Genomic DNA, 18,552 nt, shown 5'->3' with positions numbered 1-18,552 from the left:
TTTACTTCTGTTCTGATTTGCATTTTCTGATAGATTTATAAATACAGAAAATAAAAATAATAGTTTTTTACAAAAGTTCCTTACACTCTTGGTTTAAAACTTTGACAAAGCTTAAACTTACATTTTGCACAGATGAATTACTCAAACTGCTAACTGAGACTGAGACTAAACACTGCGACTGAAAACTGTAAACTATTTATTAAGAAGTGTTGAATTAAACAAATTCAAAATTCTGCTATATTCGTCAATCCAGGAATATGTTTCTTTAAATCCGTGCGATTCTACCGGAAATGAAGCCAGCGTCCAGTTCTTTTTCTGTAATTCTATAAAACGTTGCGATAAGCGTACAATATCTTTATACTCTACATTATCATCGACCATACCGTGTAACATTACTAAGTTTCCTTTTAGATTATCTGCATAATAAATAGGAGAACTTTTCTTGTATGCTTCAGGATCTGTCTCTGGAAAATTTAAGATATTTCCTGTGTATCCGTGATTATAATGTGCCCAATCTGTAACTGAACGCAGGGCCGCGCCAGATGCAAATTCACCCGGGGTTGTCAACATTCCCATTAAAGTAATAAATCCTCCGTATGAACCGCCGTAAATCCCTACTCTATTGGCATCAATCCCGTACTTCTCTACTAATAATTTCTTTCCGTCAAGGTGATCAGATAAATCTTTTCCTCCCATAAAACGGTAAATTCCTGTTCTAAAATCACGTCCGTAACCATCACTTCCTCTATAATCAATATCCAAAACCGTATAACCTAAATCAGTTAACATATTATGAAACATATATTCTCTGTAATAATTGCTCCAATAATTATGAGCGTTTTGCAAATAACCTGCTCCGTGCACAAAAATTACTGCCGCTTTGTTTGCGTTTTCAGTTTTTGGCGTGTACAATCTCGCATTTACAGGAGTTCCGTCTTGTGCTTTAAACGTAATAACTTCCGGTTCTCTCCACTTGTACTTTTTGAAATCTTCAGAAGTCGAAGAAGAAATTTGTTGTAAGGCTGTATTCTTTTTATTGTCAGCAATATAAAAATCCCAAGGAACATTTTTATATGAATAACGTACTAAAAGTGATTTTTCATCGGGAGAAACTACTACTTCATGCGCACCGTCTTTAGTTAGAATTGGTTCCAGAGCGCCTCCAGTTGAAGCTAATTTATAAAAATTTCTGTTTCCCGGATGTATTGTATTTGTCGTTAAGTAAAATGCCTTTTTATCTTTAGATAAAGTAACGTCACGAACTTCCCAGTTGCCACTTGTGAGTTGTGTCTTCTTGCCTGACTTTAGATTATAGGTATATAAATGTGAGTATCCTGTAGCTTCAGACTGGAAATAAATTGTTTCATTATCTGCCAGAAATCCTAAAGTTCCTGAGTCAAAAGAATACGATGGAATTCCTGGTCCCGCAATCCATGCATCATCATGTTGATGTTCTATTTCTTTAAACGATCCGTTTTCAGGATTTAAACTAATTAACCATCTGTCTTTATTATCCTGACTTCTGATCTCAACAATTGCAATAGATCCGTCTTCATTATAAACCGGAGCCTGAATCATAATCAATTTATCTTCTTTACTTTTATTTTTTAAATTATCATATGATTCGTAATATTTTGGATTGTCCTGAATATGACTTAAAGTCGAAAAATTCACATAATAGACGGTGTCTTTAGCAACAGAATATATTCCGAATTTAGTTTTAACCAAATTTGCCGTAGATACTTTTTCTTTCGTATCCGGTGTTTGGTTATAACCATCATCAGTTATAAAAACTTCCATTTTTTCTTTTTTAACATCTGATTCTTCTACTAAACTAAAAGTTACAAAATTTCCGTTTGGATTTGCTTTTAGATTAAATAAATTATCTTTTCCATAAAAATATTCCTTGGCAAAGTCAGATTTAATCGCTTTATTTTTAGCTACATTCCATTGTTTTTTAGCTTCTTTGTCTTTGATAAACTGAAATAATCCTTTTTGTTGTGTCTTTAAAAAAGAATCTTTATCTAAAGGTTTTTCTTTCTTAATACCTTTAGACAAATTTGTTATTTGAAGTACTGTTCCCTCTTTAGCATTGTATTTAAAAACATTATCATTCTGTTCAAAAAATACAATTCCGTTTACTGTACCCAATTCAAGATTTGAAATCGGACTGCTTTGCTCAATGATTTTCTTTGCTGTTTTTGTACTGATTGTATAAGAATATAAAGCTCCATTGTCTATATAATAAACGATATCTGAAGTTGACTTTCTTTTGAAATCAAGTTTAGAAAAAGCAGCCTCTTTTGGTTCTGCCAAAAAAGGTTTTGCAGCTCCTTTTTGCCAGAAATACGTACTTGCTCCTAAATCATTGGTCGGATTCCATTCAAAATACACCTTTTTACCATCCAGAGACCAGCGACCGTTTGTTGGCTGATTCCCAATAAAAGATTCGCCTTTCATTATTTCTTCTAATTTTAAAGTTTGGCTATGGCCGGCTATTGAAGCAATAAAAAAGGTAAGTATAAAAATGTTTTTTTTCATAGTATTCGTTATTTTGTGAGAAAACAAAAATACACTTTGCATAGTATTAAAAAAATATTTTTGTCATTTGCTTAGAGAATTCTTTGCATATTATTGGCTAATCAAAAAAAATCCCTAAAGAATTAACTTCAGGGATCTATATTTTATCAAAAATCTAAATTTTCGAACTATTAGATTTTCACAAATGCCTTTACTTTTATAATTCGCTCGCCGCAAATTCCTTATCCAAAATTTTTGAAGCAATATAATGTGCTACTCCATCTTCAGCATTGGTTTTGATTACTTCTAAATTTGGTAAAGTTTCCTTTAATGAAGCCGGAGCATTTCCCATAATTAAACCTTTTCCGGATGCAGATAACATTTGAACATCATTGAAACCATCTCCAAAAGAAACCGCCTGATCCAAAGTAAAACCTAGTTTTTCAAGTACTATCTCAATTGCAACTGCTTTGTCAATAGATTTATCCATGAATTCTAAACAAGTTGGCAAACTAAAAGCATGATGCAAATGTTCTGAAGAATTAGCGAGAATTGCATCTTTTAATTTTACTAATTTTTCATGATTATCGCATGAAAAGAATATTTTTATAGCTCCAAAATCTTCCAGGGTTTTATAATCAACTAATTCAGGATGGTATTTTAAATCGGCTTGAAAAGCATTTAACTTTTCACTCCATTTATTGGTTTGCCAAACATTTTCTTTGAATAAAACTACTGTGATTTCAGGATCAATTTCAACATTTAATGCGGTTTTTACAACGTCACTATTTAAGTTGAATGCAAAAATTTCTTCTTTTTCCGGAGAGTGAATTCTTGCGCCGTTTGAACTTACCAGATAAACAGGTACTTCAAGCGTTTCTATAATTGCCATTGCATCCAGATGGTGACGGCCTGTGGCAACAACGATAAGATAATTTTGATTGTGAAGTTCCTGAAAAATTGATTTGGTGTAATCTGAAATTCTGTGTTGTGGATTAAGTAAAGTTCCGTCTAAGTCACTTACTACAACTTTTATATTTTTAAGCTTTGTCATATTAGAAATCAAATATTTATGATCTGCAAATTTACAGCTTTAAGCTCAAAAGAACAAAGATAATAAGCCGCAAAAGCTTAAAATAGGGCAAGTTTATTATTTATTTAACGATTTAATTAAATTCTGTATTTTTAATTTTTAAAATTTAATCAATCCGCTTTTATATAAATTTAAAGCTTTTTGCACAATCATTTCAATTCTTTCTAAAGGCAAATCTTCATTAGGATTAAGCAACATAATTTTCATTCTCGCACGACCTTCCTGAATTAAAAAAGTCTCCTCAAAATGTTTTCCTTCTACCATTGCAATATAAGGCTGTTTGAGTTTTTTGTGAATCCATAAATAACAAAACATTTTTCCTTTGTAACAAAAGAAAGGCATTCCGTATTTTAGAACGTTGGTAATGTCATCGTCTTGCTTTAGGATAATTTCTTTCAATGCAAGAAATGTTCCTCTTAAAGGCTCTTCTTGTTCTAAATAAAAATCATCTAACTGTTTCATTTTTATAATAATTTACAAATCATAGCTATTTTTCCAATCAAAGATGTTTTTCGGATGCCCGTTATCATTTGGATAATTTGCTTGTACAAATTCAAATTGTTTTTCCGTCAATAGAACCATTCTTCCGTCATTCCCTGAACTAATTGGATAGAACTGTTCATTACTATTTTGTAATTTAAGCTCGCTATTTAACATTTCAATAAAGTTTATATATGAAATTCCCCAATCGTTGTCACTAAAGTTACCATCGTATGCTGTATATTCTCTTCCATTCAACCTAATTGTATGCTTCCAATGTTTTTCAGTTTGATTATTGTATTCCTCAGAAAAAACAAGTTTAAGATTAAGTTTATTAAATGAAATTTTCACTATTTCCAGATATTGAGTCAATCCTCCGCCTTCAAATAAAGTTTCAGAATCAATGAAGTAAAATCTATTATCAGTAAAAATTAAATCTTCTTTCATTAAACCTTCAAAAAAGCTGAGTTCATTATATGAATTTTCAAATTCTGCTTTTGTTTTTTTAAAATTTGATTTATCTGTCAAATTAAAAAAATAATACTTTGATAATTCAGAGACAATTTCTTTACCAGATAATTTTGAATTACCACTTAAAAGATCATTTTGCTTGTTATCTTTATTTTGAGCCCTTAAATTTATTACAAAAAACAATAAGCTTATCACGAGAATTGTGACCGATTCCATTTTTCCCATTCAATCAATTTCTTTATTTGTAGTATTAATTTAAAAAAAATATTCGTTTTACGCATTTCTTTAAAAGACATGAATAAAACGAATATCATTAAATATCAAAACACAGTTTACGATTTACATTTGACATTTTATAAAAAAATTAATCGTGATTTTCTATTTGTTTATAGGCATCAATTACCTTTTTAACTAATCTGTGACGTACGATATCTTTATCATCAAGATAAATAATTCCAATTCCGTCAACGTCTTTCAAGACTAAAATAGCTTCTTTAAGACCAGAAATAGTTCTTCGTGGTAAATCAACCTGTCCGGGATCACCTGTAATCATGAATTTGGCATTTTTTCCCATACGGGTCAAAAACATTTTCATTTGTGAGTGCGTTGTGTTCTGTGCTTCATCCAGAATTACAAAGGCATTATCAAGTGTACGGCCACGCATAAATGCCAATGGCGCAATTTGTATAATTCCTTTTAAGATGTAATCTTCGAGCTTTTCGTTAGGCAGCATATCGCGCAAAGCATCATAAAGTGGCTGCATGTAAGGATCCAGCTTTTCTTTCATATCGCCGGGTAAAAAACCTAGATTTTCTCCTGCTTCTACCGCTGGTCGTGTTAGTATGATCCTTTTTACTTCCTTATCCTTAAGCGCTTTTACAGCCATTGCAACACCTGTATACGTTTTTCCGGTTCCGGCAGGACCAACAGCAAATACCATATCATTTTTCTTGATGGTATCTACCAATAGTTGCTGGTTGGGCGTCATGGCTTTAATTATTTTACCGCCAACTCCATGAACTAGTATTTTGTCATGATCTAATGATTTTCTTTCATCCTGACCATCACTCATTATTACACGTTCAATTACATTATCATCAATGTTGTTGTATCGGGTAAAATGAAGCATAAGCCTCTGAAATCTTTTTTCGAATTCATCTAAAACTTCTTTTTCGCCAAATGCTTTCAAAGTGGTACCTCTCGCTACGATTTTAAGCTTTGGGTAATACTTTTTAATTATTTCAAGATGAGTGTCTTGAGCGCCCCAAAAGTCTTTTGGAGCGATGTCTATGAGCTCGATAATTCTTTCGTTCAAATGAGATAGTTTTAAATTAAAAATAAATCAGTTTTTATAATCTGTGGTTGTCGGGTGTTTTTTAGTTTACAGTTTACGGTCGCAGTTTTCAGTCGCTGTCTAAATTTACAATTCTAAAACTGAAAACGGAGACTATTTCACCCTTTTTTTATCGAATAAAATCGCTTTCTGTTAAAACACTGAAAACTGAAACTGGAAACTGAGACTACTATATATTTATTGTAAATTGTCTTTTCTTTCTTTCAATTTGCATTTACTATTATTAGCTTTGCATTTCTCAAATTTAATGAAAATTAGATTTAAATACTACCAATAGTTATAAACAAAATTATGTCAATAATTACCCTTACTACCGATTACGGCTTGAAAGACCACTTTGTTGGTTCACTAAAGGGTAAGATATTTTCAGAGTATCCAGAAGCTACAATCGTAGACATCTCGCATGACGTTGACCCCTTTAATAATGCAGAAGCCAGTTATATCATTGGAGCATCTTATTTAAGTTTTCCTAAAGGAACAATACATTTGATAGGTGTAGATATTGAGCGTAATAAGGAAAATCAACACATTGCAATGCAATGGAACGATCATTATTTTATATGTGCGGACAATGGTATTTTAAGTATGCTTACGCAGAAAATTGTTCCGCAAAAAATTGTGGCTATCAACATACACGATCGTTTCCCGAGTGAATTTAGTGATTTGGATATTTTTATAAAAGTGGCATGCCATCTTGCTAAAGGCGGGCTACTAAATGTTATTGGGAAAGAAATCCAGGAAATAAAGCAAATTACAGAACTCCAGCCTGTCGTTGCAAATGATGGAAATTCGATAAAAGGCTACGTGATTTATATTGATCATTTTGGTAATGTTGTAACTAATATTTCCAAAAGACAATTTGGAGAAATTGCAAAAGGACGTCCTTATGAAATTGTAATGAAACCAAGAAGTATAAAAACTATTTTGCCTAATTATTCTGCTATCGCAAGTTCTGATAAATACCCTATTAAAACGTATGAAGGCGAAAAACTTGCTATTTTTAACGAAGCAGGATTTCTTGAAATTGCAATTTTCAGAAGCAATCCATCAAAAGTAGGTTCAGCAAATAGTTTACTGGGACTGAACTATAGAGATGTGATTACGATTAAGTTTCTGTAAATAGCCCACAGATTTTACAGATTTAAACAGATATACACAGATTTTCTTGTCATTTCTACAGAGTAGTAATCACACTCGTAACCAACAAAGATTGGAGATTTTCTTTACGGAGCTTCTTATATAACCTCTACTATGCCGAGACGACAATATTGTAGTAAAAACTATACTTTTATAATATTTTAAATTTTCACAAAAAGAACAATCAATTTTGGTATTTTTGCGCGCTTGTAAGCAGGTTTTCAATCAACAATCTAAAATTACAATATGTTTGTTCGAATAGTAAAAATGAGTTTTCACGAAGAAAAAATTCCGGATTTTCTGGAAAATTTTGAAACCGTGAAAAATAAAATACGAAATGCAGAGGGAAATCGTTTTTTAGAGTTGTATCAGGATAAAAATAATAAATGCATATTTTTTACTTATAGTTATTGGGAAACTGAAGAAGATTTAGAAAATTACAGACAATCTGAACTATTTAATACCGTTTGGAGTTTTACAAAAAAGCTTTTTAATGCAAAACCGGAAGCGTGGAGTGTCGACAAGCTGGTTAGTTTAAATTAGTTTCTTTTGTTTCAGGCTTCAACTTATGTGCTGAATATTGGAACGAATTAACCGCAGAGAACACAAAGATTATAAATAAAAGGTTTTAGAAAACACAAAGTTCGCAAAGGAAAGCAAACTTGAAACCTGAAACTTTAAACAAAAATCAACGATTTAAAACAACAATTGAATGAAATCAATCATTTTAAGAGAAATAAAATCTTTTTTTGGCTCACCTATTGGCTATTTGGTCATTGCTATTTTCTTAATTAGCAACGGACTATTTTTATGGGTTTTCCAGGGAGATTACAATATATTGAATAGCGGTTATGCTGATTTGACTCCGTTTTTTACGTTAGCACCATGGATTTTGATTTTTCTGATTCCGGCTGTTACGATGAGAAGTTTCTCTGACGAAAAAAAGCAAGGTACGTTAGAATTACTTTTGACTAAACCATTATCGATTTGGGAAATTGTAAACGGAAAATTTCTGGGTTCTCTCCTATTAATCATTTTAGCCATTATTCCCACTTTTATATATGTAAAAGTAATTTCGGATTTGGGTGCTCCTGAAGGAAATATCGATATGGGGAGTACAATTGGTTCTTATTTTGGATTATTATTTTTGATTGCCGCTTATTCCTCTATCGGAATTTTTACTTCTACTCTGTCAGAAAATCAAATTGTAGCTTTTATAATTGCCGTCTTTCTTTGTTTTATATTTTATTTCGGTTTCGAAGGTTTATCTGCATTGATTCCGGGATCTTCTACAATAATATCGGCATTTGGTATGCAGGATCATTTTAAAAGTATGAGCCGAGGCGTTATCGATACTCGTGATGTTATCTATTTTTCAAGCATTACGGTGTTGTTTCTGTCTTTTACTGTTTATCAATTAAAATCTTTTAAAGCATAATGAAAGCATCTACTCAACAAAATATCAAAACATTAGGTATTACTGTTTTTGTTTTAATCGTTTTAAATGTATTGGGAAGTTTGTTTTTTCACCGATTCGATTTGACCAAAGACAAAAGATACACATTATCCGAAACCTCTTTGCAGATTATAAAGCAGGTTAAAAACCCTTTATCGATCAAGATTTATATGCAGGGCGACTTGCCGGCAGATTTTAAACGTTTACAAGTAGAAACCAAACAATTACTAGAAGAATTTCAAGCCTATAATAGCAATATTGTTTTCGAATTCGTTAATCCGATGGAGAACGAAGACGAAAGCATGGATGTTGTAAAATCTTTGTATCAAAAAGGTCTTACACCAATAAACATTACTGTTGACGATAAGGGAAAACAATCTCAGGCAATGGTTTTTCCGTGGGCAATTGCGATTTATAACAATAAAGAGGTTAATATTCCCTTATTGAAAAATATAATGGGTGCTTCGACTACTCAAAAAGTGATCGGGTCGATTCAGCATCTGGAATATTCTATTGCTGATGCAATTAATAAAATCAGCAAAGACAGACAAAAGAAAGTTGCAATTATAAAAGGAAATGGGGAATTAAACGAAGTTCACATTGCTAAATTGCTAATGCAAATTCGCGAAAGTTATTACATCGGACCTTTCACATTAGATTCGGTAGCTAAAAACCCGACCGGAACTTTAGAGGCGCTAAAAAAATACGATTTAGCTATTATCTCAAAACCAACTGAAGCTTTTTCTGATGAAGAAAAACAAGTTTTAGACCAGTTTATCATGAACGGCGGTAAAACGCTCTGGCTAATTGATCAGGTCGCAGCAGACATGGATAGTTTATACAATCAGTCCGGAGCGACTTTAGCTTATCCCAGAGATCTGAATTTAAACGATATGTTCTTTAAATACGGATTTAGGATTAATCCTGATTTAGTAAAAGATGAACGAGGAAGCAAATTAAAACTAGCCACCGGAGAACAAGGAAGTGCGACACAATATCAGGAGTTTATCTGGAAATTTGCCCCGGTTGTTGTACCTGCAAGCAGTAATCCGATTGTAAAAAATCTAGGCGAAATTAAATTTGATTTCGCAAATCCGATTGACACTTTAAAAAACGGTATTAAAAAAACGGTTTTATTACAATCGTCTCAATATTCTAAAGTGGTCGGAACACCAACAGAAATAAGTTTAAATAGCGTCACCGAAAAAACATCTCCCCAGGATTACCTGAATAAAGGAAACATACCTCTTTCGGTTTTATTAGAAGGAAATTTTCCCTCGGCTTTTGAGAATCGCGTTTTACCGTTTAAAGAAAATTCATTTTTAGCAAAAGGAAAACCAAATAAAATGATTGTCATTTCTGATGGTGATCTGGCAAGGAATCAATTAGATAAAAACATGATGCCTGTTGAATTAGGATACGATCAACGTACCGGAAATTTGTATGACAACAAAGATTTCATGATGAATTGTATTAATTATTTACTGGATGATACCGGACTTATTAACATTAGAAGTAAAGATGTCAATTTGCCTTTATTGGACAAAAACAAAGTTTATGATAATTACAACCTGACTCAATTCATAACTATCGGACTTCCAATTCTAATTTTACTGGTTTTTGGACTGATATTTACGTATCTCCGTAAAAGAAAATATGGCAAACAGATGTTAATAAAAAAATTGCGAAACTAAGATTGTTTACGATATATTTGTAAAACCTATCCTAGTTGAAGAAATACTAAGAAAAAGTGCAAAAAAATAAAACAAAAGAGATGAAATTTATAGTATCGAGTTCGTACTTATTAAAACAATTACAAGTTTTAGGTAGTGTAATCAACAGTAACAATACGTTGCCTATTTTAGATAACTTTTTATTTGAATTAGACAATAATGAGTTGACAGTTTCGGCTTCGGATCTTGAAACTACAATGTCTGCTACATTATCAATTGATTCTACAAGTAAAGGAAGCGTTGCTGTACCTGCAAAACTTTTACTTGAAATTTTGAAAACATTTCCGGAACAACCTTTGACTTTTACAGTTGAAGAAAACAATACGGTTGAAATTAGTTCAAACTCAGGAAAATATGCTTTAGCATATGCTGCCGGTGAAGAATTCCCTAAATCTGTAAGCCTTGAAGATCCGTCTGTAACACTTGTTCCTGCTGATGTATTAGCAACTGCTGTAAGTAAAACTATTTTTGCTGCCGGAAACGATGATTTACGTCCGGTAATGTCAGGAGTTTTCTTCCAGTTCTCACCAGAAGGTTTAACTTTTGTAGCTACAGATGCTCATAAGTTGGTAAAATATGCACGTACAGATGTAAAAGCATCTCAGGTTGCAGATTTTATTATGCCTAAGAAACCTTTAAATATTTTAAAAAGTATTTTAGGAAGTTCTGATGCTGAAGTAAAAATTGAATATAACGATTCGAATGCGACTTTCTCATTTGACAACTATATTTTAATGTGTCGTTTGATTGATGGAAAATACCCTAATTACGAAGCTGTAATTCCAAAAGAGAATCCAAACAAATTAATGATTGACCGTTCTTTATTTTTAAGTTCTGTTAAACGTGTTGCGATTTTCTCAAACAAAACAACACACCAAATTCGTTTAAAAATCGCCGGAGCTGAATTAAATGTTTCTGCTGAAGATATTGATTACTCAAATAAAGCCGAAGAAAGATTGACTTGTGATTATCAGGGAGATGATCTTCAGATTGGTTTTAACTCTCGTTTTTTAACGGAGATGCTGACTAACTTACAATCAGATATGATTATGTTAGAAATGTCATTGCCTAACAGAGCCGGGATTTTAACTCCTGTTGATGGTTTAGAAGAAGGTGAAACTGTTACAATGTTGGTAATGCCCGTGATGTTAAATAGTTAACATCAAAAGTTCTTTTTGTTACAAGGATCTTTTTTAGTTTCAAATTAAAGACATATCATTGTAAAAAAAAATAACAACGCTATTAACCAACCATTTTTTATACCTAGAAACCGCAATTCTTTTTTTAAGATTTGCGGTTTTTTATTTAGAATCTGTTTTGTTTCAGGTTTGAAGTTTCATGTTTGAAGTTTTATGTTTCAGGTTGAAATATGAATAGGGTTTGAGTGTATTTTTACCGCAAAGCACGCAAGAATCTTTTTATATTCAGATTATGTTCACAAACGCAACGAACGCAAAGCTTTGTGTAAAACAAAGAGAACTTGACCAAACCTTCGAACTCCTATGTTTATAAAAATTAATTTATAAGTTATCCTTTTTTAATCTCGCAAAGACGCAGGAGTTGCAAAGTTTTTTTAAGCTTATATTCTCTCTATGTTAATTTAACTAAGATGCATACATCACCAAGAAGATAAACTTTGCGTACTTGCGTCTTTGCGAGATTATTTACTGCCCAATAAAAAGATCCTTGCGTGCTTTGCGCTTAAACAACACAATCCAGGAAAACCTGAAACCTGAAACAAAGAAAACCGGAAACATTTTTTTTCTTTAACTTTGTAATATGAAAATAGAAATTTGGTCGGACATCATGTGTCCGTTTTGTTATATCGGAAAAAGACAACTGGAAACAGCTTTAGCTGAGTTTCCAAATGGTGAATTTGAAATTGAATGGAAAAGTTTTCAACTTGATCCTACTATTACACCACAATCAGGCAAGGATGTTTATACGTTTTTAGCAGAGCGAAAAGGCATTTCTGTTGAGCAATCTATAGAAATGCATAAAGGCGTTGTAGAACGCGCAAAAAGCGTCGGTTTGGACTATCACTTTGATAAAGCTATTATTTCAAACTCTTTAACTGCGCATCGTATTATACAATTGGCTAAAGTCAAAAAATTAGGCGATGAAATGGAAGAAATTTTCTTTAAGGCTTATTTTGTTGAAGGAAGAGATTTAAATGATGGACCAACATTAATAGAACTGGCTGTAAAAGCTGGTCTTGATCAGAATCTTGTTTTAGAAGTTCTAAAAGATGAAAACTTATTTCTAAAGGAAGTTCAGGATGATATTGCCGAAGCTCAGGAAATTGGCGTACAAGGAGTTCCGTTTTTTGTTTTTGATAGAAAATATGCGGTTTCCGGAGCACAGCCTGTTGAAGCTTTTGTGAAGACTATCACAGAAGCTCAGAAATAACATTTTCAGCCTGTCATTTATGTTCAATCTTGCATTTTGACAAAGGAGAAATCACATCCAATATTTGGCAACGACTTTACTTTTCTTTGCTGAGTTTCTTGTGCGATTTCTCCTTCGTCGAAATAACAAACTAAATATGGAACTTCAAGTTGTCCAACTTCGTTTAGAGCGACACAACAAGAACAAAATTTTCTTATACAAACAAGATTGCCCTAGCCCTGATTGTAACGGCATCCTTTTGTGGTGGGGTTCACCACAAAAGATACAGTGGACAGCAGGAAATAGCTCCTCGTTAAACTCCAATTTAAAATCTACAATCTAAATCTTAAATCACTCCCATTTTCTGCATTAAGAAAGTTGCGCTTTTGTTTTTACAGATTCCGTTGCGGAGTTTATAATCAAAATGAAGGTCATTGTTTTTTATCTCTACCTCAAAACATTGATTCGTTAAAATATCAGGATATTCATTTGTCGTCAGACAAACTTCGATATCGTGTGTTGCTATGGCCCCAATTGCATTTTTAGCAATAACCTTTTTAACCACTTCTATAGTTCCGTTTCGTTTGTCATCAGAGTTTGTTCCTCTTAATATTTCATCCAGCAAAACAAAAGCAGGCTGATCTTCTAATGCGTCCATAATTTGTTTTAAACGCTTAATTTCTGCAAAAAAGTAAGATTCACTATCTGCTAAGGAATCTGACAATCGCATTGATACTAAAACAGGAAGTGGATGAATATTAGCTTTTGAAGCACAAACAACGGAACCTACCCCGCTTAAAACCATATTAATTCCCAGACTTCTTAAAAAAGTACTTTTTCCAGACATATTAGATCCTGTTAAAATCATAAACGATTCCGGATAAAAATGAGTATCATTTCCTACTCTGGTCTCTGGGTTTAACAAAGGATGACTTAAATCTGAAAATCCTATTTTATATTCTGAATTGATTTCGGGAAAAACAAAATCAGCATTATTATAGGCCAAATTTGCATAACTATTCAAGGCTTCAAATTCTCCAATGATAGCAATCCATTTTTCAAGTTCAGTCGAATAATTGTCTTTCCATTTTAGAAGTGATTTTAATACGTGAAGATTAAATAAGAAAATACCATTAAACACGATAGCAGTTACAAAATTATTAATTGTATCCATTCTTGAAAACAACTCCGACAGGTCTTTTAAGTGTTTGCTTGCGGTTGCATTTTTAAAAATAAGCTGCTGCTGCAAATCAATTAATTTTCTGGATTGAAAAGTTTCCGCTTCAATTATCTGAACTAACAAACTATATTGTTTAATGATTTTATCTACGTTGTCTGCTTTGGCAATTTCAGATTGAATTCGTTTGAATGACTGTCCTAGAACAATTAAATTCGCAATAAAAATATAGGTTAAATAAGATAATATAATAATTTTTGAAGTAATAAAATAAGCCACTAAAAAACCTAAAAACAAAGCCGGAAGAACAATAGACAATGCAACTAAAAATTTAGGTAAGCTATTATTCTTAAATGAATTCCAATATAGCAACGAATCATACGAATTTTTAGAATCGTTACTAATCATTGCAAGGGCAAGGAAATCCTGGCGCAAATTGATCTTAGTTTTAAGCTCGTTGATTGCTTCCTGATTTTCAAGAATTGTTTCATTAGGCGACAAGCTTAATAATTGATTTGCTAATGTTTTTTTTCCGACAAAAGTGGCGGTTCTGTTTATATTCTGAAATAACGAATGTTCTCCAAAAATATCTAAATCGTAAGCATAAGGATGATGAAAATCATTGAATTCAATTCCATTTTCAAAAGGGATTTTCTCTCTTTTCAAATAGGTAATTTCATTTTTATTAAGTTTCAAAATTGCTGTAGTAAGTTCTTTCTGAAAAGATAATCGCGAATGAATTCTCATCAAAAAAAGAAAACCAACAAAAGACAGAAAGGCAAAAACTGCATAAAGAATTTCATTAGTTTTTATGTAATAAAACAATAAAAACAAGCAAAGAAAAATACTTATAAGGCGCAGAACGCTGATGCTATTGTATCTCTTGTTGATCTTATGAAAAATTGTAGTATAGTGTTCAACCTTGTTTTGATATGCTTCCATTTTTTTAATTTAATGAAACACAAATATAGACTATACACCTATATGTACTATCAAAAGGTATCTTATTTTATGTTTCGTGCATTACCAAAACCGGAACAGAAACTTCTTTTGCGATTTTTTTTGTAAAACTGGACTCAAATAAGCTTTCGAAGAAAGATCTTTTGTGTGTTATGGTTGTCAATATGTCGATATCTTTATACAATATAAAGTCAAGAATCGTTTCTTTTACTTCGTCACTTGGCAAGACAAGAAATTCTACATTTTCACCTGCAAACTCTTTTTCCCATTCTTTAATAGTTTCTTCTGCAACATCTGAACTTGTTGTTTTAACATATAAACTTTTTACCTTTGCATTTGTCTTTTTTGCAATATTAAGCACTTTTCTAAGTTCTGTTTTATCTTTTTCACGATAACGGGTTGTAAAGCCAATTGTTTTTATTTTTTTGAATTTTGCATCAGCAGGAATACATAAAACAGGCACTTTGATTTCTGAAATTACGGCATTGGTATTTGACCCAAGAAAAAACTTGGTCCAGTCTGTAACTCCTGAGGTTCCCATAATAACAAAATCTACTTTATCTTCTTCGACAGCATTTTTTAGATTATAAATTAAATCACCATCCATTAAACGGTGTTTTATGACAATATCATCCAAGTTTCGCTCCATTGCAATGGTTCTTAATTTTGGAATTTCATCTTTAAACATTTCAAATTTCGCCAATTCAATAGAGCTGTAAATTGCTGCATAATTCTCTGGGAAAAACTGACTGTCATAAACCGGAATCTCAAAAGTATGCAACAAAATAAGTTCAGCGTTTACAATTTTTGCAAATTCTAAAGCATGTACAAATGCATTTGTTGCGGATTCAGAAAAATCGGTGGGGAATAATATCTTTTTCATTTTGATTCGGATTTAGAAGTTGTTCTCTCAAATTTAGTCATTCTTAAAATAAAACAGTCTGACAATTATCAGTATTTTAACATTTAATTATTTCTTAATAATTGATTTTTTAACAATTAAGGAAGATATCCTGAAGACGACTTCAAAGACACAACTTTATGGCTTTTTTTATACCTTTGCACCATGATAAATCAAGATTCTATAGTTGCATTGGCTACTCCGTCCGGAGCTGGAGCGATTGCTATAATTCGAATTTCAGGTTCTGATGCTATTGCAATCGGAAATTCAGTTTTTAAATCCATAAAAGACAAAGACCTCACCAAGCAAAAAACGCATACTTTGCATTTGGGGCACATTGTTGATGATTCGAAAACACTTGACGAAGTATTGGTTTCTGTATTTAAGGGTCCAAACTCGTATACCGGCGAAAATACAGTCGAAATCTCCTGCCACGGATCTACTTATATTCAACAACAAATTATTCAATTATTGCTTCGAAAAGGTTGCAGAATGGCTGATGCCGGTGAATTTACTTTGAGAGCGTTTTTGAATGGTAAACTTGACTTATCGCAGGCTGAAGCTGTTGCCGACTTAATTTCGTCTGATAATGAAGCTTCGCATCAAATTGCCATGCAACAAATGCGTGGTGGTTTTAGTAATGAAATTGCAAAATTACGTGAGGAGCTTTTGAACTTCGCTTCGTTAATAGAACTAGAATTGGATTTTGCAGAAGAAGATGTAGAATTTGCTGACAGAACTCAATTTCATGAATTATTAAACAGGATTGAATTTGTATTAAAACGTTTAATAGATTCTTTTGCCGTTGGAAACGTGATCAAAAACGGAATTCCTGTCGCCATTGTTGGGGAACCAAACGTAGGGAAATCAACATTGCTAAATGCTTTATTAAATGAAGAACGCGCTATAGTTTCAGACATCGCAGGAACAACCCGTGATACTATTGAGGATGAATTGGTTATTGGCGGAATTGGCTTCAGGTTTATTGATACAGCAGGAATTCGTGAAACTAAAGATGTTGTAGAAAGTATTGGGATTAAAAAAACTTTTGAGAAAATTGAACAGGCACAGGTTGTAATATATTTGTTTGACGGTTTAAAGTTTCAGATTTCAAGTTCTGAGTTTGTTTCTGAAATTGAACAAATCAAGAATAAATACCCATTAAAACCTTTAATTATTGTTGTAAATAAAAAAGATATATTGTCAGCTGATGAAGTTTCAAACATCACGACTAAACTTGAAAATTTAAATGCAAAACTTTTACTAATTTCAGCTAAAGAGAAAATTGGTGTTGAGGACTTGAAGAATGAATTACTTTCTTTTGTAAATACGGGTGCTCTTCGTAACAATGAAACCATTGTTACGAATACAAGACACTATGATTCATTACTAAAAGCTCTGGATGAAATACAAAAAGTAAAATTTGGTCTTGAAACAAATCTTTCCAGTGACCTAATTGCGCTTGATATTCGTGAAGCTTTGTATCAATTTGGCTTGATCACGGGTCAAGTCTCAAACGATGAATTGTTAGGGAATATTTTTGCTAATTTCTGTATTGGGAAGTAAAAGCAATAAGAAGTTATTGTCGTTTTATACACGAAAAAACCAACAATTACTACATCACTAATCATCGATTTTTTAAAGCAAGGAATCGGATTTATATTTAAGGAGGTTATCTGAAAAATAATTTTAGACAACCTCTATTTTTTTATCCAGGGTGTTTGCCAAATCAGAAATTTACTTATTTGTAAAACAGGCTTTACATTGGTATATTGTTTTGCATCTTCAAAAAGTATTTCTTCATTACGAAGGAACCTTTCATAAAAACCTTCAATTTTGTCAAAGAAAGAGATCCAGTTACGCGCTAGCACACATCCTTCTTATTAAACACCATATTGGCTGTATTTTCTTCTATAGCTGTCAGGTCATTGAACACATCTGCAAAATTGACTATAAAAAAGAAGTTGGGTTCAAGAAATAACACTTGACATGGTTAATTCCATGAAATTGATCTCCAAAAGATGTTTTCGAAAAAGCTGTACAGGTTACCGATAGATTTCATGTTCAAAAATTAGCTCTAGAAGCATTGTAGGAGATTAGAATAAAATATCGATGTAAGTCGATGGATACCGAAAATCGATTGATATTACAAGCAAAAAGAGAGGTCAATATATATATTCCAAATCTTTTGCTAACGGAGACTCTGTAAAGCAGTTTTTAGCCAGGAGTAGATATGTTCTTTATAAATCTCACGAAAAATGGACTGAGAGCCATAATGAAAGATCTCAGATCTTATTTAGCTTATATCCTGATATAAAAACAGCTCATAGATTAATACAACAACTTCGTGGGATATATAACAACTACAATAACAAATACATCGCCATGACTAAACTAGCTCATTGGTATAGAAATGTAGAGGAATCAGATTTTAAGAACTTTAATATCTTACTAAATACCAAAACGCTTAACTACTAATCTATCTTTAAACTACTTTAACAATAGAAGTACAAATGCTTCAGCGGAATCATTCCTTTTTAGACTAACTACTATTTATGCTTAATTGTTACTGCTCCTCAGGTTTTCGTGTTGATCCCAAATTAGAAGCTATTTAAGAAAAAATGCATAAGAAGCAAGGAAAGCAAAAGAAAGACAACTTTTCACAATTGCATTTAGTCACAAAATATCATCCGATCCAGCTTTGCGAACTTAACAATTTTCAACAATTACAAACTTTTCTTGCGCGCTTTGCGGTTAAACTACAAACCAATATAAAACATTACCCCGGTATTTTGTAAAACAAAAAACCCTGTTTCGCTAGAAACAGGGTTTTCAAAAGAAAGGCGACGACATACTCTCCCACATAACTGCAGTACCATCTG

15 protein-coding genes are annotated in these 18,552 nt (G+C 32.3%); 8 read left to right on the top strand and 7 right to left on the bottom strand.

What is annotated here, in order from left to right:
• Positions 1-192: 192 nt before the first annotated feature.
• From ACQKCJ_RS23890 to ACQKCJ_RS23870, 5 genes are all read right to left on the bottom strand, one after another.
• Positions 193-2,541 carry a prolyl oligopeptidase family serine peptidase gene (locus ACQKCJ_RS23890; protein ID WP_427403081.1) on the bottom strand — a complete coding sequence of 783 codons (2,349 nt, stop codon included), beginning with the start codon at positions 2,539-2,541 and terminating at the stop codon, positions 193-195.
• Positions 2,542-2,737: 196 nt separating this feature from the next.
• Positions 2,738-3,574 (bottom strand): Cof-type HAD-IIB family hydrolase, encoded by an 837-nt coding sequence (locus ACQKCJ_RS23885; protein ID WP_427403080.1) that lies wholly within the window; start codon positions 3,572-3,574, stop codon positions 2,738-2,740.
• A gap of 138 nt (positions 3,575-3,712) precedes the next feature.
• On the bottom strand, positions 3,713-4,075 hold the full coding sequence (locus ACQKCJ_RS23880; protein WP_271338553.1) for a DUF1801 domain-containing protein: 363 nt from the start codon (positions 4,073-4,075) through the stop codon (positions 3,713-3,715).
• Positions 4,076-4,087: 12 nt separating this feature from the next.
• On the bottom strand, positions 4,088-4,789 hold the full coding sequence (locus ACQKCJ_RS23875; protein ID WP_427403079.1) for a hypothetical protein: 702 nt from the start codon (positions 4,787-4,789) through the stop codon (positions 4,088-4,090).
• 139 nt (positions 4,790-4,928) lie between these two features.
• On the bottom strand, positions 4,929-5,879 hold the full coding sequence (locus ACQKCJ_RS23870) for a PhoH family protein (protein WP_072958604.1): 951 nt from the start codon (positions 5,877-5,879) through the stop codon (positions 4,929-4,931).
• 330 nt (positions 5,880-6,209) lie between these two features.
• On the opposite strand from ACQKCJ_RS23870, the gene ACQKCJ_RS23865 reads away from it, so the two are divergent.
• From ACQKCJ_RS23865 to ACQKCJ_RS23840, 6 genes are all read left to right on the top strand, one after another.
• A complete protein-coding gene (locus ACQKCJ_RS23865) occupies positions 6,210-7,037 on the top strand; it encodes an SAM hydrolase/SAM-dependent halogenase family protein (protein ID WP_271338551.1) in 828 nt (275 codons plus the stop codon).
• A gap of 264 nt (positions 7,038-7,301) precedes the next feature.
• Positions 7,302-7,598: a putative quinol monooxygenase gene (locus tag ACQKCJ_RS23860; protein ID WP_271338550.1), complete on the top strand. Its 297-nt coding sequence runs from the start codon at positions 7,302-7,304 to the stop codon at positions 7,596-7,598.
• Positions 7,599-7,767: 169 nt separating this feature from the next.
• Complete coding sequence (gldF, locus tag ACQKCJ_RS23855) at positions 7,768-8,493, top strand: gliding motility-associated ABC transporter permease subunit GldF (RefSeq protein ID WP_271338549.1); 726 nt, start codon at positions 7,768-7,770, stop codon at positions 8,491-8,493.
• Entirely contained in the window at positions 8,493-10,205 is a 1,713-nt protein-coding gene (gldG, locus tag ACQKCJ_RS23850; RefSeq protein ID WP_427403078.1) for a gliding motility-associated ABC transporter substrate-binding protein GldG, read from the top strand. The genes gldF and gldG overlap by 1 nt, the downstream gene beginning before the upstream one ends.
• An 80-nt stretch (positions 10,206-10,285) precedes the next feature.
• Positions 10,286-11,404 carry a DNA polymerase III subunit beta gene (gene dnaN, locus ACQKCJ_RS23845; RefSeq protein ID WP_072958716.1) on the top strand — a complete coding sequence of 373 codons (1,119 nt, stop codon included), beginning with the start codon at positions 10,286-10,288 and terminating at the stop codon, positions 11,402-11,404.
• Positions 11,405-12,023: 619 nt separating this feature from the next.
• Positions 12,024-12,653, top strand: a complete 630-nt coding sequence (locus ACQKCJ_RS23840; protein WP_271338547.1) for a DsbA family oxidoreductase — start codon at positions 12,024-12,026, stop codon at positions 12,651-12,653.
• A gap of 325 nt (positions 12,654-12,978) precedes the next feature.
• Here ACQKCJ_RS23840 and ACQKCJ_RS23835 read toward each other — a convergent pair whose 3' ends face one another.
• Together ACQKCJ_RS23835 and ACQKCJ_RS23830 are read right to left on the bottom strand one after the other, a co-directional pair.
• The gene (locus ACQKCJ_RS23835; RefSeq protein WP_271338546.1) at positions 12,979-14,751 is read right to left on the bottom strand and encodes a MutS-related protein; all 1,773 of its coding nucleotides are present in this window, start codon (positions 14,749-14,751) and stop codon (positions 12,979-12,981) included.
• A gap of 67 nt (positions 14,752-14,818) precedes the next feature.
• Positions 14,819-15,652 (bottom strand): universal stress protein, encoded by an 834-nt coding sequence (locus tag ACQKCJ_RS23830; protein WP_271338545.1) that lies wholly within the window; start codon positions 15,650-15,652, stop codon positions 14,819-14,821.
• A 183-nt stretch (positions 15,653-15,835) separates the two neighbouring features.
• Here ACQKCJ_RS23830 and mnmE point away from each other — a divergent pair, with 183 nt between their 5' ends.
• A complete protein-coding gene (gene mnmE, locus ACQKCJ_RS23825) occupies positions 15,836-17,236 on the top strand; it encodes a tRNA uridine-5-carboxymethylaminomethyl(34) synthesis GTPase MnmE (protein WP_427403077.1) in 1,401 nt (466 codons plus the stop codon).
• Positions 17,237-17,809: 573 nt separating this feature from the next.
• On the top strand, positions 17,810-18,148 hold the full coding sequence (locus ACQKCJ_RS23820) for a transposase (protein ID WP_427403082.1): 339 nt from the start codon (positions 17,810-17,812) through the stop codon (positions 18,146-18,148).
• Positions 18,149-18,552 lie beyond the last annotated feature (404 nt).

The organism is Flavobacterium sp. NPDC079362 (assembly GCF_050267765.1).
GTDB classification, from domain to species: Bacteria; Bacteroidota; Bacteroidia; order Flavobacteriales; family Flavobacteriaceae; genus Flavobacterium; species Flavobacterium azizsancarii.
The sequence above is the reverse complement of the archived record's forward strand: the minus strand, read 5'-3'. Positions and strand labels throughout refer to the sequence as shown.

Coding starts and splice junctions, on each gene's coding strand:
- ACQKCJ_RS23840 (WP_271338547.1), top strand. CDS start 12,024: ATGAAAATAGAAATTTGGTCGGACATCATGTGTCCGTTTTGTTATATC.
- ACQKCJ_RS23830 (WP_271338545.1), bottom strand. CDS start 15,652: ATGAAAAAGATATTATTCCCCACCGATTTTTCTGAATCCGCAACAAAT.
- dnaN (WP_072958716.1), top strand. CDS start 10,286: ATGAAATTTATAGTATCGAGTTCGTACTTATTAAAACAATTACAAGTT.
- gldF (WP_271338549.1), top strand. CDS start 7,768: ATGAAATCAATCATTTTAAGAGAAATAAAATCTTTTTTTGGCTCACCT.
- mnmE (WP_427403077.1), top strand. CDS start 15,836: ATGATAAATCAAGATTCTATAGTTGCATTGGCTACTCCGTCCGGAGCT.
- ACQKCJ_RS23890 (WP_427403081.1), bottom strand. CDS start 2,541: ATGAAAAAAAACATTTTTATACTTACCTTTTTTATTGCTTCAATAGCC.
- gldG (WP_427403078.1), top strand. CDS start 8,493: ATGAAAGCATCTACTCAACAAAATATCAAAACATTAGGTATTACTGTT.
- ACQKCJ_RS23875 (WP_427403079.1), bottom strand. CDS start 4,789: ATGGGAAAAATGGAATCGGTCACAATTCTCGTGATAAGCTTATTGTTT.
- ACQKCJ_RS23885 (WP_427403080.1), bottom strand. CDS start 3,574: ATGACAAAGCTTAAAAATATAAAAGTTGTAGTAAGTGACTTAGACGGA.
- ACQKCJ_RS23835 (WP_271338546.1), bottom strand. CDS start 14,751: ATGGAAGCATATCAAAACAAGGTTGAACACTATACTACAATTTTTCAT.
- ACQKCJ_RS23880 (WP_271338553.1), bottom strand. CDS start 4,075: ATGAAACAGTTAGATGATTTTTATTTAGAACAAGAAGAGCCTTTAAGA.
- ACQKCJ_RS23865 (WP_271338551.1), top strand. CDS start 6,210: ATGTCAATAATTACCCTTACTACCGATTACGGCTTGAAAGACCACTTT.
- ACQKCJ_RS23860 (WP_271338550.1), top strand. CDS start 7,302: ATGTTTGTTCGAATAGTAAAAATGAGTTTTCACGAAGAAAAAATTCCG.